General features: G+C 47.0%; 12 protein-coding genes. 7 read left to right on the top strand and 5 right to left on the bottom strand.

The window, feature by feature from the left end:
• Positions 1–111 precede the first annotated feature (111 nt).
• Positions 112–2,421 carry a helix-turn-helix domain-containing protein gene (locus tag AC0VZ8_RS17065; protein WP_475483776.1) on the bottom strand — a complete coding sequence of 770 codons (2,310 nt, stop codon included), beginning with the start codon at positions 2,419–2,421 and terminating at the stop codon, positions 112–114.
• Positions 2,422–2,652: 231 nt separating this feature from the next.
• On the opposite strand from AC0VZ8_RS17065, the gene AC0VZ8_RS17060 reads away from it, so the two are divergent.
• The 4 genes from AC0VZ8_RS17060 to AC0VZ8_RS17045 all read left to right on the top strand — a co-directional run bounded on the left by AC0VZ8_RS17060 (position 2,653) and on the right by AC0VZ8_RS17045 (position 6,815).
• The gene (locus tag AC0VZ8_RS17060) at positions 2,653–3,849 is read left to right on the top strand and encodes a cytochrome P450 family protein (RefSeq protein ID WP_475483775.1); all 1,197 of its coding nucleotides are present in this window, start codon (positions 2,653–2,655) and stop codon (positions 3,847–3,849) included.
• A 308-nt stretch (positions 3,850–4,157) separates the two neighbouring features.
• Positions 4,158–5,348, top strand: coding sequence for a styrene monooxygenase/indole monooxygenase family protein (locus AC0VZ8_RS17055; RefSeq protein WP_071220658.1), 1,191 nt, complete (start codon positions 4,158–4,160; stop codon positions 5,346–5,348).
• 146 nt (positions 5,349–5,494) lie between these two features.
• A complete protein-coding gene (locus tag AC0VZ8_RS17050; RefSeq protein WP_475483774.1) occupies positions 5,495–5,983 on the top strand; it encodes a DUF2243 domain-containing protein in 489 nt (162 codons plus the stop codon).
• Between the two features lie 7 nt (positions 5,984–5,990).
• Positions 5,991–6,815, top strand: coding sequence for a cytochrome c oxidase assembly protein (locus tag AC0VZ8_RS17045; protein WP_475487704.1), 825 nt, complete (start codon positions 5,991–5,993; stop codon positions 6,813–6,815).
• Here AC0VZ8_RS17045 and AC0VZ8_RS17040 read toward each other — a convergent pair.
• The 4 genes from AC0VZ8_RS17040 to AC0VZ8_RS17025 form a co-directional block, all read right to left on the bottom strand.
• Positions 6,812–7,744: a VanW family protein gene (locus tag AC0VZ8_RS17040; RefSeq protein WP_475483773.1), complete on the bottom strand. Its 933-nt coding sequence runs from the start codon at positions 7,742–7,744 to the stop codon at positions 6,812–6,814. The genes AC0VZ8_RS17045 and AC0VZ8_RS17040 overlap by 4 nt on opposite strands.
• A gap of 176 nt (positions 7,745–7,920) precedes the next feature.
• On the bottom strand, positions 7,921–9,171 hold the full coding sequence (locus tag AC0VZ8_RS17035; protein WP_475483772.1) for a multidrug effflux MFS transporter: 1,251 nt from the start codon (positions 9,169–9,171) through the stop codon (positions 7,921–7,923).
• Between the two features lie 130 nt (positions 9,172–9,301).
• Positions 9,302–10,864, bottom strand: coding sequence for an ATP-binding protein (locus tag AC0VZ8_RS17030; protein WP_475483771.1), 1,563 nt, complete (start codon positions 10,862–10,864; stop codon positions 9,302–9,304).
• Positions 10,865–11,050: 186 nt separating this feature from the next.
• On the bottom strand, positions 11,051–11,833 hold the full coding sequence (locus AC0VZ8_RS17025) for a YqzG/YhdC family protein (RefSeq protein ID WP_475483770.1): 783 nt from the start codon (positions 11,831–11,833) through the stop codon (positions 11,051–11,053).
• Between the two features lie 168 nt (positions 11,834–12,001).
• Here AC0VZ8_RS17025 and AC0VZ8_RS17020 point away from each other — a divergent pair, with 168 nt between their 5' ends.
• Genes AC0VZ8_RS17020 through AC0VZ8_RS17010 form a run of 3 tightly spaced genes read left to right on the top strand, consistent with a single transcriptional unit; the run spans position 12,002 to position 15,697 of the window.
• Positions 12,002–13,501, top strand: coding sequence for a spore germination protein (locus tag AC0VZ8_RS17020; RefSeq protein WP_475483769.1), 1,500 nt, complete (start codon positions 12,002–12,004; stop codon positions 13,499–13,501).
• 6 nt (positions 13,502–13,507) lie between these two features.
• A complete protein-coding gene (locus tag AC0VZ8_RS17015; RefSeq protein ID WP_475483768.1) occupies positions 13,508–14,584 on the top strand; it encodes a GerAB/ArcD/ProY family transporter in 1,077 nt (358 codons plus the stop codon).
• A gap of 6 nt (positions 14,585–14,590) precedes the next feature.
• Entirely contained in the window at positions 14,591–15,697 is a 1,107-nt protein-coding gene (locus AC0VZ8_RS17010) for a Ger(x)C family spore germination protein (RefSeq protein ID WP_475483767.1), read from the top strand.
• Positions 15,698–15,829: the final 132 nt, after the last annotated feature.

Here is a 15,829-nt window from a genome sequence, read left to right as displayed (position 1 = left end):
GGAGTATATACAGCTGGGTGGATCTGCGTAAATCTTCATGTTTCCGGTCCATTATTCAGAATTTTAGAATGGGCTGTTATTCATTAATCAGGCACTACGCATTCCTTTAGATTAAGCATGTTCTCCTTCACGTTGAAGGCGTCTATACTCGGTAGCGCTAATACCATTTACCCGTTTGAACGCACGGCTGAAGGTATTGAGTGAGAGATAGCCAACAGAAGCGGCAATCTCGCTTACCGGCCTATCGCCAGACGACAATTCCCGCTTCGCCTCATCCATTCGGAGCTGCTCCAGGTAATCCGAGAAATTCAAGCCTGTTTGCTCCTTAAAGAAGTAAGATACATAGGCTTCGGAGGTGCGCGTTTCCCTGGCAAGCGCGGTCAAACTGAGACCACTTTCCCAAAAGTGTCCCTTGATATAGGTTAGCAGTCGGTTCGTTAAATGATCATTATGACTCTTCTTCCTCTCTTCGTTCTTCCGACAGAGCCGAATGAAAGCGGTATGGAGAATATTCATGGCTTCCGCCGGGGACATCACCGGATGTAGTGCTCTGATGACGGCATCCATTTCCTCCGTTCTGCCGCTTCCATCATCTCCTGTCTGTTCGCAGCATTTCATCAGGGTACCGCTAAGCTCCTGAGCAAGAAGCTTCTCCACAGCCATCGGCAATTGCCGCTCCGATCTGTTCTTCTCCTTGATCTGCAATAATAGCTGCTTGGTCTCATCCAGATTGCCTGCTTTTACAAGCTGAATTAATCTCATCTCTTCATCGGCCGGATAATAATAGGTGAAGGGCGGCGTTTCCATTTCAGCATGAAATAAGATGGGCGTCTTCTCGCTCCATCCAGCGTGATGAAGCACAAACCTGGCTTCTCCGTAAGAACGGTATAGCTCAGCAATGCTGGACTGGCATTCACCTACAGCTATATACAAGCCCGTATCCGGGATTGCGCTCAAATGCTCATAAATTCCCTGTATATACGCTCGCATCCGTGTCGTAAAATCCGCGTGGTCTGCCGCCGTTCCGGACAGGATCAGGACCAACTGGTTTTCACCAAAATCATGCAGCAGCACTTCCTCCCTGCATAACGATTGAATCCGGTCGCGGATGTTGATTTTTACAATATCAAGTTCCATCAGCATCTCTTCCATAAACGGCTCCCGGTATCCCCGAATGTGAAGCAGGGCAACCGCATGGTGAGATCCCCGAAGCTGGACTTGTGCATGTTCCATGGCAGCGTCGATCTCCTGCATCGAGGTGAAACCTCCCTTCAGAAGCCTGTCAACTACGACATTTCGCAGCATCGGGATCTGCTCTTCCAACCGCTCCTTCAGCGTATGATGGCTTTCGATTAGCTCGGACACGGAATGACCGATATAATCGACGGCGTTACGAGCAATAGCATGCTTTACATCCCGGCGCGATGAGGGTAGAAGCTGGAGAATCTTCAGGAATGGCCTGCTGCTTCGATACGCGAGATAGCCGGCTATGCCAAGCCCTAGCAGAAGAGCCGTGATAAAGATCGCCAATGTCAGCTGTTTGATATAGTTTACCTTTTGCAGAACCACGGATTTCGGTTGGGCAGATACATAGCTCCAGCCATTGTATTGGGACGTGGATTGCGTCACCAGCATTTCTTGACCACCTAATCGAATATGGGAGTAGCCTCCTTTTTTAGGAAGCGCTTTCAAAATATCCGGTTCTTTCAAACCAATGGAGCTGATCAGGTTGCCGTTCTGATCTGCAATGTAGGCAAAACCCTCTTGTTCCGGATCGACTTTACGAAGCATGTCCTGGATCTGCATATTATTGATCAGTACAGTGACCACTCCGCTGCTTCTTTTATTCCCGAAGGATTGCATGTAGCTGACAACCGAGTAAGGTTTCCCTTCATATACAACCGAATGGCCCGGGGCATACGTTTTATAATGATACTGCCCAAACAAAGCTTGCTTCCACTCGCTTAATGGCTGGTCGTCATAGTGCAGCTGCATCCGATAATACTGGTCCACCGTATACACCTTGCGAGGTGATACGATCATGTTGCTGTTTCTGTAAGCGATGTAATAATCCACAATGAAGTGATTGAACAATTTGTAATTAAACAAACTCTTTTCCAAATCCCATAGACGATAGGGACCCGTACCGGCAAACGGTTCTTTCTCGAATTGAAAAGAGAGCACCTTCGATTCGCTCGACATCTGCCGTGCAAGGTTCTCGATTTCGGCAAATCTCTGATCCAGCGCTTCCTGGATCTGCTGCAGAGCTGCGGAGGTGGTTCTCACCGTCTCGCTTTCGATAAGCTCTGCGGTCTTCCCATAAGCAAACCATCCAACCAATAGGGAGCCCACCAAAATGACAGCATACGGTATAAAAAATCGAACCAGCAGCGCTGCCTTCTCCCCGGAAACGGATTTCACCGCTTGATTCCCCCTTTCAACTATTCAGATATGATCCAATATAACAAAGAAAACGACGGATAGTCAGTAGACCAAATGGCACTCTTTAAGAGTCAATCAGGATTCCATTTTCTCGCAAGTTGGTATGATCAAGCATTTGGAGACTGCCGGCATTTCATCCGTAAATTGGTTATCTCCTTCTCCTTCCCTTATACTGGATATGAAACTATCATTTTCGAGAGGAGCCCCTATATGACAAATGCCAACGAATCTCTGAAAAATGTATTGTTTACGAAGGAATTTACCCATAACCCATATCCGGTATACGAGAAATTGAGGCAAAGCGATCCCATTCTGAATCTGCAATTTCCTGATGGACGTTTCGGATGGCTGATCAGCAATTACGAGCAAGCTGTTGAAGCGCTCAAGGATGGCCGATTTAGCAAAGACATCGCTAAAGCAATGGGTCAGGAACAGACCAGCGTATTCAGCACCAACATGCTGTTCTCTGATCCACCGGATCACAAACGACTTCGCGGCTTGGTTCAAAAGGGTTTTACGCCACAGAGAATCGCAGATATGCGAGGCCATATCCAAGAGATCGCGGATAACCTGCTGGATGCTGTCTCCTCCAAAGACACTATAAATCTCATTGACGAATATGCCTTCAAACTTCCCATTATCGTAATAAGTGAAATCCTTGGCGTGCCTACGGAGGATCAGGACAAGTTCCGGGTATGGTCCAACTCCATCATTGGCGCGTCCAACCAGGAAATGAACGAGCAAGTGGTTCAGCATATGAATGAATTTATCGCTTATTTGAAGGATTGGTTCGCAAAGGTTCGCGAACAACCGGGTGATGATATGATCAGTCAGCTTGTCATTGCCGAGAATCAGGGTGATCGCTTATCCGAACAGGAGTTATATGGCGTCGTCACCCTGATGATCATTGCGGGTCATGAAACGACGGTGAACCTGATCGGCAATGGCGTGCTTGCGTTGTTGGAGCATCCGGAGCAGCGCAAGCTTCTGCAGGAACAACCCGAACTCATTCATGGCGCAATTGAGGAAATGCTTCGCTACAACGGTCCCGTTGAATTCAGCACCTCCCGCTGGGCAGCGGAGGATATGGATTTTCATGGCGTTCACATGAAAAAAGGCGACTTGGTTGTCATCGCGTTGAACTCCGCAAATCGGGATGCCTCACAGTTCGAGAATCCGGATATCTTTGATATTACCCGGGAGAAAAGCCAGCATTTAGCCTTCGGCAAAGGAATTCACCTCTGCCTGGGAGCCCCGCTCGCCAGACTGGAGGGTGAAATCGCAATCAACACGCTGCTCCGCCGCTACCCCCATTTTAAGCTTCAACGGGACATCGATGAGCTTGAATGGAGACCGGGTATGATTGTTCGCGGTGTAAAGGAGATTCCGATTTCACTTCATGCTTGATGCTAAACAACATAAATGCCAATATGAAGAGGCGAATCCTGTTTAGGGGTTCGCCTTTTTAATGTTTTTTTAACATCCAGAGTGTATTGAAATAGGAACTATTGATACAGCCGTCTACCGAGCAGGAATTCATCTTTAGGAATTGTTCTAGAGGTTACATATTATACATTATGTAAACTAATTATCGGCGTATTGCCGTGTATCCTTTTAGTTCAATTGCCGGAGTGAATAATAGTTAATTCCACCCTTTTGATCCAATTCTCATCGCTGTATTCTATTTAAAAGCCCATTTCAAGGAGGACATATGTATGAGACGTATTGGTATAATCGGCTGCGGTACCGCCGGAATCCAGCTTGCCTATTCGCTGAAGAATGATTTTGATGTCACCGTTCATCATTATGAACAGCCGCAGAACATCCTGGATGGAAGAATTCGATCCACACAGGTACATTTTCATCCCACATTAGAACGCGAACGACGTTTTAACATGCCTGCCGAAGATAGCGCACCTCCAATCCGTACGATCCACTTTCATTTAGGCCAGCAAAAACTGTTTACAGGTAATCTAACCGGAATCGCCGCATCAGTGGACCAACGCTTGCGCTTCGCTGAATCAATCCATGATTTAACTTCGCAAGGCGTGAAGTTTGTACACGGGCGTTTGAAGCAGGAAGACCTTCTGGAGCTGACTCATTCCTACAATCTCATCATCGACACAACGGGTAAAGCAGGGCCGCTGGCGCCATTCCCTGTAGAAACGGGACTCACTCCCTACCAATCGCCTCAGCGGAAATGCATCGTAGGTTATTTTACCGGCGTACAGCCCGTGAAGCCTGAAGGCATTTCCATTACAGTTCTTCCAGGGAACGGTGAAATGTTCGAGATTCCTGCTATTACCGATTCAGGACGTGCCACCATCTTATTCATCGAAGCGGTGCCTGAGGGAATATTGGATGTGTTTAAAGCGATTAAGAATTCTTCCGAGTTTATGGCACGCATGGCGAAAGTAATTGAAGAGCATTTTCATCCTATATATGAGCGAATTGATATGGACCGGTTTGCACTCATCGATGAGCACGCCTTTCTTCAAACCGCGATTACGCCTGTCATTCACAGGCCATATACTACACTAGGCGGAACGCTGGTACTTGGGTGCGGCGACAGCGTGTTTCTCAGTGACCCGATCACAGGCCAAGGCTGTAATACCGCTTCATATGCCGCCGAACAATTATATGAAACCCTCATAACACATAAGGAATCGACATGGGATGAAGCTGTTGGTATAGACTACTGGAACCGTACGAAGCAATACATTACGGCTGTTACGGAATGGACAAACGCGATGACGGAGCCGCTTCCTGAGCATATCGCCGGGCTGCTGATGCAAGCAGCATCCGATCAGATGACGGCAAACGGAATTGCGGGCTGGTTCGAAGATCCCACCAAAGCCCATAAAGCATTTCATGAACATCCAATAAATCAACCGTTTCTCCGTTAACCGACAGAAAGCACGATCCTTAATAAGGAATCCTCATTCCAAGCCCCAGGAGTTATTGAAATGGTAAAAATGGGTAACCTTAGATAGTAGAACCCTTTTAAAACCATACACTTCGAATATTTATGAAATGGAAGAGGATGAACCGAATGAAGTCAATAAAATCCAAAGAACACCAATTACAGCGCATACGATACTCCGCGCGTAATTTATGGGCCGGCATCTTATTCGGATTAGGTCTAGTCGGTTTTATCGATGAGGCTGTGTTTCATCAATTGCTGCACTGGCATCATTTCTATGATAAATCTACAACCGATATCGGCCTTGTCTCCGATGGACTGTTTCACGCGTTCAGCTGGTTCGCCACCATCGGATCCTCGTTCATGCTTGCCGATCTTCACCGCCGAAATGCGTTCTGGCTGAAACGGTGGATTGGAGGTATCCTGCTTGGAGGCGGCGTCTTCCAGCTGTACGACGGCATCATTCAGCATAAATGGATGCGTCTGCACCAGATTCGTTATAACGTCGATATCCGTCCCTACGATTGGGTCTGGAACCTGATTGCTGCGGGCATGATCATAGTGGGTATGATTCTCATCGTGCGAACTCAAAACCGCGCTCTTTCCAGGGAGGCCTGATCTTATGGTGAGTAACCATTCGTTTGATCATGAGGCTGAAATGTCCGGAGCCTCTGCTTCATGGACGTCCTGGGATTTAATCATAGGTGGCTTGATCTTCGCGCTTCCCATTCTCCTGTATATGGTTGCTGCTAGAGTCTCCAATCGAAACTACCGAACTTGGCCGGTCTATCGTTATGTGTGCTGGGTTGCGGGAATGCTTTGCGTTGGTTTGCCGCTGATCGGTCCGCTAGCACGACTCGCCCCTGCGAACTTCACGATTCACATGCTCGGACATCTGCTGCTTGGTATGCTGGGGCCGCTGTTGATTGCATTCTCCGCTCCGATGGCGCTGCTGCTCAGGTCTACCCCATTACCATTCGCCAGACGGATCACTCCTTTGCTGAAGAGCAAGCCAGCTCGAATCGTTGCTCATCCGGCAGTAGCGGCCTTGTTGAACATTGGTGGACTATGGGTCCTGTACACAACCGGCCTATTCATGGATATGCATCATAGTCTTTTGCTGCATATCGTGGTGCATTTTCATGTTTTTGCAGCCGGATATATATTTACGGTTTCTATGATATACGTAGATGTGGCTCCGCACCGGCGCAGCTTCCAGGCTCGTGCGATCATCCTGGTCATCGCCATTGCCGGACATGGAATACTCTCCAAATACATATATGCCCATCCGCCAGACGGCGTCTCTTCGGAACAGGCCAAGCTCGGCGGAATGCTGATGTATTACGGCGGCGACGCGATTGATCTCATTTTAGTGTTTTGGCTGTGTATGCAATGGTATAAGGCGGCGCGCCCGCGATCTGCTGCATCCATCGTCCAAGCCTTGGATTAATCGCCGTTTACCGGATTGTGCTTGGTGTCACTCGTCTCCTCCGGCAGCATGTTAGATATGCTTGGCACATTGCGCGGCTTATATTCTATGAGTTCAGAAGAGTAGATGGCAACGGTCATTCTTCCCCCATTACCGAATGCCCGGATGAGGATAGGCTGATTATAGGCGTTCTCAAAAACAAAATCCGGTCCTCCCCAGCTCACCGTGGCATCGCGTCCCGGCAGCACATAAGGGACGTTCCGGCTGTGAGAGTAGCGCTTTACAATCTGCAAGCCTGCACGGTCAATGGCGTTATACAATGTAGAAGAAACCTGACAGATCCCTCCCCCTACTCCCTCTGATAACTCACCTCTGACGATAACGCCGGCACGTCTGTAACCTCTGTCCACTGTTCTCATGCCAACCACCTGATTAAACGAGAAGGTTTCTCCAGGGAACACGACTGCACTGTCTATCACCTGGGCAGCTAATGCTATATTATGGGAACGATTTTTGTTGTTGGAATTAAAATAGGTGACATAGTAACCTATGGGTTTAACCCGAATGGAGGCAAGAAGCTCGGTATCCACCTTCGGATAAATCGGATACCTCGGCGCTTCGACGGTAGCGCCCCCAGTCCCGTACCAATACGAATAATATCGTTCCAGCAGTTTGCGTCGATCCAGTCTATGACCATTCTGCCCCGGAATGATTTGGCCGCTGCTGCCAATCCGGGCATTCCTGGCTTCCAGATAGGTTTTCCGATCAAGCGCATCCACCCATTGATTGTATTTATCCATATCCAGCAGCGGGAATACATCAAGTGCATGTTCGCTTCGGCTCACGCTGGCCATGATTTTGCCTTCTTGCGTTATCATTAAATTGTTGTTTTCCGGTTCATCCCCTTGCAGGAGCATAAACAATAGACCGAGGACTGACATCCATCTCAAGCTGGTTCACCTGCTTTATCTTTGTGTTTTTCTCTTCTTTCGGTTTACGTGATATGTCCGGTTTCGTTTACTCTTTGGTATTATGATTGCATTACAGGTAATTCATTCAGATTGTTTTATAAACCAAAGAAACCCGCACCATGTGTGCGGGTTTCTTAATATGTTCTGACTTTAATTTACAGTGAGACCGTATCCTCTTTCCTATGGCTAAAGGGCATAACAAGGAACAGGAACGAGCTTACGGCCAGCAATTCTGCAATCCCGATAACCGTTCCCATAGGTGCAGCAGTTGTTCCGTCTCCCAGGCCCACAAGTGGACTTGCGGCTGCGCCTAATAACAAAGGCAGTAATCCAAGAAGCGCGGACGCACTGCCTGATGTATGAGCTGCTTGCTTCTGCATCGCCAGTGATGTCGTCGTTGCACTGACCATGCCGACGGCAGAAACAATTAGGAATAGCATCGGGGCAATCAGCAGCAATCCGCCGCCGAGCCAGGTGATCGCGAACAGCGAAGTCCCGCCAAAGGCCGCAATGATGAGACCCGTTGTCAACAATTTGGTTTCCCCTGTGCGAGAGGCCAATCTACCCGTAATTTGAGAGAACAGCACAATGCCAACCCCATTAACTGCAAAGAACAGGCTGTACATTTGAGGGGATACGCCGAAGATATCCTGCAGCACGAATGGTGACCCTGAGATATACGCAAACATCGCGGCTGATACGAACGCTTGAGAGAGCGCATAGCCGACAAATACGCGGTCCCGAATCAGCGTACCGAAGGTAAGGAAGGTTTGTTTGATCCCTCCAGTAGCTCTTTTCTCCCGATTGAGCGTTTCCGGAAGACCAAACCATACCGCGAGCAGCATAAGCAATCCGATCAGGAACAGGACGACAAAAACGCCGCGCCAAGAGACGAAATTAAGGATAAACGCTCCGAATACTGGAGCGATAATGGGTGCCAAACCATTGATCAGCATGAGCAATGTAAAAAACTTGGTCAGCTCCGAACCGGTGTATAAATCCCGGACGACAGCCCTGGATATGACGATACCGGCTGCTCCGCTTGCTCCCTGTACAAATCGAAGCGCAACCAGAACCCATATACTTGGGGCAAACGCACACAGCAAAGAGGTAATCGAATAAATAATCAAGGATATGATGAGTGGTGCTCTTCTCCCCCGAATATCGCTAAGTGGGCCTGCTACAAGCTGTCCTAGAGCAAGACCAAGTAAAAATGCCGTCAGGCTTAATTGGGCCAACGATGCTGGCGATCCCAAACTCTCGGAGAGTTTAGGCAGTGCAGGTAAATACATATCAACGGAAAGTGGCCCGAAAGCCGAAAGAGATCCGAGAATCAAGGCAAACTGAAGCCTCTTCCTGCGAGATAGAACCATGGTTGAACCGGCTTCTTTCGTGGACATCGACATACGATCTGTTACTTCCTTTCCTGCAGCACATGGATGCATGAGTATATAAATTTTTGCAAAACCATGTTGGATTTGCTTAAACAACTATCCTATCATAGGATATATTTCGGTCGATTGCCATTCAAATTTTCTAAGCCAGTGGAATCCGCAAGGTAAACGTCGTGCCGATCCCCAGCTCGCTGTGAACCGTTATTCTGCCGCCATGGTCCTCTACAATTTTTTGACACAGGGACAGCCCAAGGCCGGTCCCTTCTTCTTTGGTTGTATAGAACGGATCAAAAATCTTGACCAGATTTTCATCGGCAATGCCTTTTCCGGTATCCTCAACTTCCACGACAGCCATTCGTTCTTCCGCCCTGAGGGAGAGTCGGACAGTACCGGTGTGCTCCATCGCTTGAAAAGAATTGCGGATCAGGTTGATAAGCACCTGAATGATCTTATCACGGTCCATGACGATCTGAATCGGCTCATCACTTAAGTCCAGCCTAAACAAATGACCGCGCGAAGCTGCTTCGGATTCACACAAGGAATAGACCCGGGTCAAACAATCCGGTAGTGATTCAACCCTCATATTGCTGGCATGCGGCTTGGAAAAGTGCAAAAATTCTGCCGTCAGCTCCCCTACCCGAGTGATTTCTCCCATAATGACCTCATACCACGGCTGAATGTTATAACCTTGATTTTTGGAGAGTTGGATGAAGCCTTTAATAGAGGTAAGCGGATTCCGAATTTCATGTGCCATTCCGGCAGCCAATTCCCCGACCATCTTCATCTTTTCCGTTCGGATCATTTCCTCCTGGCCTCTCATCCAGGAATTTCGCCGCATTTGAAATATCCGGTCTTCTGCCGTGCTGATCATCTCTTGATAAGTTAAGGCTTCGTGCGGGTAACAAGTGATGCTATAGGTTACCTGTACGCCGATATTTTCAAAATTGAACAGGCTGCTGTCGATGTTGACGTTCTCCGGCAGCAGTATAGCAAAGCGGTCCCCTGCATATCGGGAGGCTGCCAGCATATCGCTCAGGAACAGCTTTCGCAGCGCACGTGAGAAGCTGATCAGAATCTCATTGGCTGTGGAGATGTCCTTCGCATTTAACGATTTAAAATTATTGATGTCGAGCAGCACCAACTGAAAAGGCTTGTTCAATTCAACAAGATGCTGGACTTTATGCAAATATCCATCATAATTCAGAAGCCCCGTCAAGGGATCGTGATAGGTCAAATAATCGTTTTGCTTATATAACTTCTTCTTCTCCGATTCGAGAAAGTTTACAAAGTGAAATGAAACCACGATGACAAAGGAAGACAAACAATCAAATACAGCGACCAGTATGTTGTACTTTGTAATCGGCACATAAGTCAGACGAATGATGGAATATTGAAGGACCATAAGAAGGCACAGCGGCATCGATTCTATGAAACGCTCTTTTTTATGAATGAGGTTGATGATGAGTATGTAATACAACAAGATACACCAATTCAAATGACTGACAAAATGAAACGCCCCGAGAAAGAGAAATTGAATATGGCGAAGCCATTCGAACTTTCGATCAAAAATAACGGATGCATACAGTAACGAAGCCGTGAGCAGCATCAAAGGGACTGACGTTTGGTATCCAAGATAAACCGATGACACCATAATAAATACCGATATCAATGGAACAAATAGGAGCTTAAGTACTATAAAAGACAAACCGAATCACTCCTAAACCACTATTACTGGCGCAAAATGTAGAAATCACGGAGGCAAGTTTCACCAAATATGGTACACCATATGTATGCGTCTGAACAGCAGGAAAACACGACTTTCAAAAAAAGCAACCGTGAATCTCTTTTTCGGAAATCGTATTTATTCCTGCTAACAGGCTCGTTTAGCCGGCTACAATTCCTCGTACCGAATCGATATGAACTGATGGGTTGTTGGATGAAACGCAACGGTTACGTATACGCCGAATTCACGAGCCCCCTCCTTAAGCCAAAGTTTAAACTTCTCCTCCGCCAGTTCACTAGAGATCGTGGTTCTTCCCATATAGAGGTAGTCGACTACATCCATATTGTATTTACGCTTTGCTTCCGTGACGGCAAGAGTTCCCCACGTGGCGTAAGCAGGGTCTTTGCTGTTCACCGCATGGATCAAGGACTCTGCAATTTCTGTCAATTCCTGCTGCCTGATTTCTGAAGAAGCGCCATTTGCAGCAGTTAAAAGGTATTGCCAGTTCCCCTTTTCGAATACGAACAGTTGCAGCGTATTGGTCGGCCCCTTGTAAAACCTTGCGGTTGTATGATCTGTCAGCACCGATTCCTGAAATGATAGATGTTTCAACTGCTGTTTATTCTCTAGCGGATATAATTCGATTCTGTAGTCATTATCAAGTTTATATCGGTTAAGATAATGAATCTCCAAATGCTCGTCCAATCCGCCCTCCATGTCATAACAGCGGCCATACTGATGCGTGAAAGCGACGGGCGGCAACTTCGGCGGTAAATAGACGGCTGTACCGAAATGTTTCTCACACGCCCTCACTGCCTCCTCCACAAGCTCACCACCGGATTCAAAGATGCCCTGCTGATCATTAGAATCCGGAAGTTTGTTAATCCCTTGATCATGATCAGGACTAATCCCAAGCAATAAAGCACCAGCCAATAAGATACTGCCCAGCATAGTAAACCTCCTCTTTACACCTCTAGATAAAATCTGGCTTCGTCTCTCTAGCCTAAGATTCCCGCGAACGATCTTCCTAATTCGATATGGGATTCGTTGGATAGATTCAGGGCAAAGTACGCACACTATGACAGACTATGCAGGAATCCGAGGTGTAAAGACGTGGGAATGAAGCAGAAGCTAAAATCCATCTTTCTGGTCAACTATGAGCATGCCGAAAAAGGCCCGGTTCAAGAAAATCAACAGGACCCTCATCCTCAGGAGGGAGCAGCGCTGACACTGCAGCATATCATCGATCAATTTGATCATGCCGCCGATTTTGTCCATAAATCCTATCTTAATGAACGTCTGCATGTTCTGTATTTCAGTCATTTAGTCAATGAGGATCGGCTGGAGCGTGATCTGCTTCCCCCTGTGTTGACCGCTGAAGCGCCGCTTGCGTTGTTAACGGAACAATCCCAATTTAAACCAGTAACGGATACCAAAAAATGCGTTGAAGGCATTCTTAGCGGCATGGCGGCTATCTTTTACGAGGAACATGCATTCATGATCGATGTCATATTCCCGGTGTCCCGTACGGTTGCCGAATCCGAAACGGAATCCATCATTATCGGGCCGCACGAGGCGTTTACCGAGCAGGCTTATACGAATCTGTCTTTAATTCGAAAGAGAGTTCAGAGTTCTCATCTCAAAGTCATTAAACTTTCCGTGGGAGAAGTCACGAAATCAGATGTCTATGTTCTGTACGTCAAGGACATCACGAATGAGAAATATGTAAATGAAGTGATAAAGCGAATTAAGGATATTGAAATCGATGCTATCCATGATACGAACATGCTAATTCAATGCATTGATGATGCTCCTTATTCGATCTTCGCACAATTTCTGACCACCGAGCGCCCGGATACGATTGCATCCAAGCTGGTTTCAGGTCGAGTCGTCGGGATTATGGACGGGAGTCCGACTGCCTTCAGCGCTCCGGTCAACTTTTTTGAGTTCTTCTCATCCTCCGATGATTATTACCAGAGGTGGAGCATTGGTACAGCAACCTTGTTCCTGAGGTTTGCAGCGATCATCATCACACTAACATTGACGGCCCTTTACGTCTCAGTGACCTCCTTTCACTATGAAATGATTCCACAGAATCTACTCCTGACATTAACCGAATCCAGAAGCAGAGTGCCTTTCCCCCCGATCTTTGAAGCGCTTCTGATGGAGACAACCATTGAGCTTCTGAGGGAAGCCGGGGCCAGACTGCCCACCAAGATCGGCCAGACCATTGGTATCGTAGGCGGTATCGTCATAGGACAAGCTGCCGTGCAGGCAGGATTAACCAGTAACATTCTGATTATCGCTGTCGCTTCTTCGGCTATTGCCTCCTTTGTTATTCCCAATTATGTCATGAGCGCTTCTTTTCGCCTGCTCCGATTCGGACTCATCATTATGGCAGGATTTTGGGGCAATCTGGGTCTGGCCTTCGGATTGGCGTATATCGTCGTCCACCTTAGCGGTTTGACGAGTATTGGCAGCTCTTATTTATCGCCAATTGCTCCTTTTGAGCCCTATGACTGGAAAGACGTATTTATGAGATTGCCTTTTTCCACCCTGGCCAAGCGGCCGACTCAAGTTAAAGCGAGAAACAAAGCGAAGTTAAAAATGAAGAGGTGAGGACAATTGAAAGAAAAACTATCCCAATTTCATACAGCGATCCTCATCTATATGATTCAAACGGGCGTCTACGTATTCAGCATCGCGCAGATCGAAGCCCAGTATTTCGGGACAAATGGCTGGCTTATCGTGATCCCGATATCCATTCTGATCTGTCTTAATATTTACCTAATCTATTGGGTGTATCGGCTGGGCAAAGGTCAATCGATCTTTGAAATACTGGAGAAAAGCATCCCAAAGTTCATCCTGGTCCCCTTCTATCTGGCTTTTAGCATGGTATGGGCGCTAATCGGCTGTCTCGTTGCTAAGGAATATGTGCTGATCTTTCAGATGTTTGCCTTCCCGACAACCGACCCGATGGTATTCAAGATCGCGATCGATGTTCTAGCCTTTATGCTGCTGACCAAAGGACTCTATAACATTTCCAAGGCTTCGACCGTTTACTTCTGGTGCACCATTTGGATGAGTTCGCTGCTTATATACTATACTGGGGAATTCAGATTCGAGCGATTAACGCCTTATCTTTTTCAAGACAACAGCAATATGACCGAAGGATTCTTTCATATCTATTTGGCGTATATGGGATATGAGCTGTGTTTACTATTCTTTCCCTACACCGATAAGAAGACGAAATTGTTTAGGGCCGTAATTTACGGTCATCTTATTCGTACAGTATCCTACGTTCTCTTGGGTTTTGTCTCATTCGGAGTCATTGGCAGCGATATGCTGAAGGTTATGTTGTTTCCATTACTCGATTTATTGGCTTACATCAAGCTGCCGTTCATGGAGCGAATTGAGAATCTCTTTTACGGCTTCTTCCTGTTCACCACCATCATCACCCTCGTCCTTTACTTTTGGGCAGCCGGTGAGAGCACCCAACGAGTTTTCCCGAAGATCAAAATCAATGTCCACTATTTCTTTATCATTCTTTTTGCCTTGCTCATATCCTACATTCCAACCGTATTGAATACCATCCGAGAATGGATTTTGTATCTGGGTTATATCCAGATCGGATTCGCCTATATTGTACCGGTGTTATTAATCATTCTGCTGCTATGGCAGCGGCGAAAAAAGGCAGCGTGATGTGATATGATAAAAAAATGTACATGCTTGCTCCTCCTGCTGTGTATCATCCCTCTATCAGGATGCGGAGATCAACGGGTTCTGGAAGATCTGGGTTTCATCCAGACCACCAGTTATGATTTGCTTCCGGATGGCAAGCTAGCCATCACGGTCTCGATTCCCCAAGCGGATCCGGAAACCACCGCTAAACGGGAGGTATTGACGGCGACCGCCGAGAGCAGCAAAGAAGCGAAAATGATCATGTCCAGGAGAACGGGTATGCTGCTGGTAAGCGGACAAATCCGCAACGTATTGTTCGGTCTTTCGATGGCGAAAAATGGACTTCATGGACATCTGGACACCTTGTTCAGAGATCCCTCCATTTCATCACAGGTCAAAGTGAGTGTGGTTGAAGGACATGCAGGCGAACTATTGATCGACGATTACAGGCAGCATCCGCGTACAGGTCGATATATCGACATGCTGCTTGAAAAAGAAGCGCTGGGGCAGACGATTCCAAAGGTAACTTTGTTCAACTTTGCCAGGGATTTTTTCGATCAGGGTGTAGACCCCATTGCTCCGATTATTAAGAAGCATGAGAATAATTACATTACAACGAGTGGAATCGCATTATTTCGAGATGATCGTTATGTAACGAAGATCGAACCTCAGGATGCAATGGTCTTCGCTTTTCTGAGAGGCAAATTCAGAGATGGCCAAATAAACATTGAACTGGCGGAGCCCGGTGACACGAAGGAAAACGTCATGTTCAGTTCATTGATCAGCTCACGTAAAGTTAAAGTCACCCGTGGAGATCAGGGCGTTGACAAAGTTACGTATCATATTAAAGTGACCGGCACTGTTCTGGAATACATCGGCGATGCCAGATTGAGCAATGATCGGGAACGGCATGAGCTGGAGAAGCGAATCAGTAAGTATATTTCGAAAAAAGGCGATGCCATCATTACGCTCATGAAACAGCATCAGGTAGATAATCTCGGAATAGGAACGGTTGTCCGTAACCGCGTTGGCTATGCGCAGTGGAAAAAGATGAACTGGCGACAGGAGCTTCAGAAGCTGCCGGTGGAATGTTTGGTTGAAGTGCATATTAAAGATTACGGCAAGTTTCGATAAAATGGGAAAGGCCCGAAGAGGGTCTTTTTTTGTGCTTATAAGAACTCCTCTATCACGCTTGGAGTTAATCTGATGGAGAAGTAAAGTTAATGTAATAAAACCTTACATTTATATTGACTATTTATTTGGGTA

It is taken from the genome of Paenibacillus sp. QJM3NY_38 (genome assembly GCF_056173265.1).
This window is presented reverse-complemented; position numbering and strand designations above follow the sequence as displayed.

Excerpts from the sequence above, each read along its gene's own strand:
- AC0VZ8_RS17055 (WP_071220658.1), top strand. The coding sequence starts at position 4,158 with ATGAGACGTATTGGTATAATCGGCTGCGGTACCGCCGGAATCCAGCTT.
- AC0VZ8_RS17035 (WP_475483772.1), bottom strand. The coding sequence starts at position 9,171 with ATGTCGATGTCCACGAAAGAAGCCGGTTCAACCATGGTTCTATCTCGC.
- AC0VZ8_RS17025 (WP_475483770.1), bottom strand. The coding sequence starts at position 11,833 with ATGCTGGGCAGTATCTTATTGGCTGGTGCTTTATTGCTTGGGATTAGT.
- AC0VZ8_RS17020 (WP_475483769.1), top strand. The coding sequence starts at position 12,002 with ATGAAGCAGAAGCTAAAATCCATCTTTCTGGTCAACTATGAGCATGCC.
- AC0VZ8_RS17050 (WP_475483774.1), top strand. The coding sequence starts at position 5,495 with ATGAAGTCAATAAAATCCAAAGAACACCAATTACAGCGCATACGATAC.
- AC0VZ8_RS17010 (WP_475483767.1), top strand. The coding sequence starts at position 14,591 with ATGATAAAAAAATGTACATGCTTGCTCCTCCTGCTGTGTATCATCCCT.
- AC0VZ8_RS17060 (WP_475483775.1), top strand. The coding sequence starts at position 2,653 with ATGACAAATGCCAACGAATCTCTGAAAAATGTATTGTTTACGAAGGAA.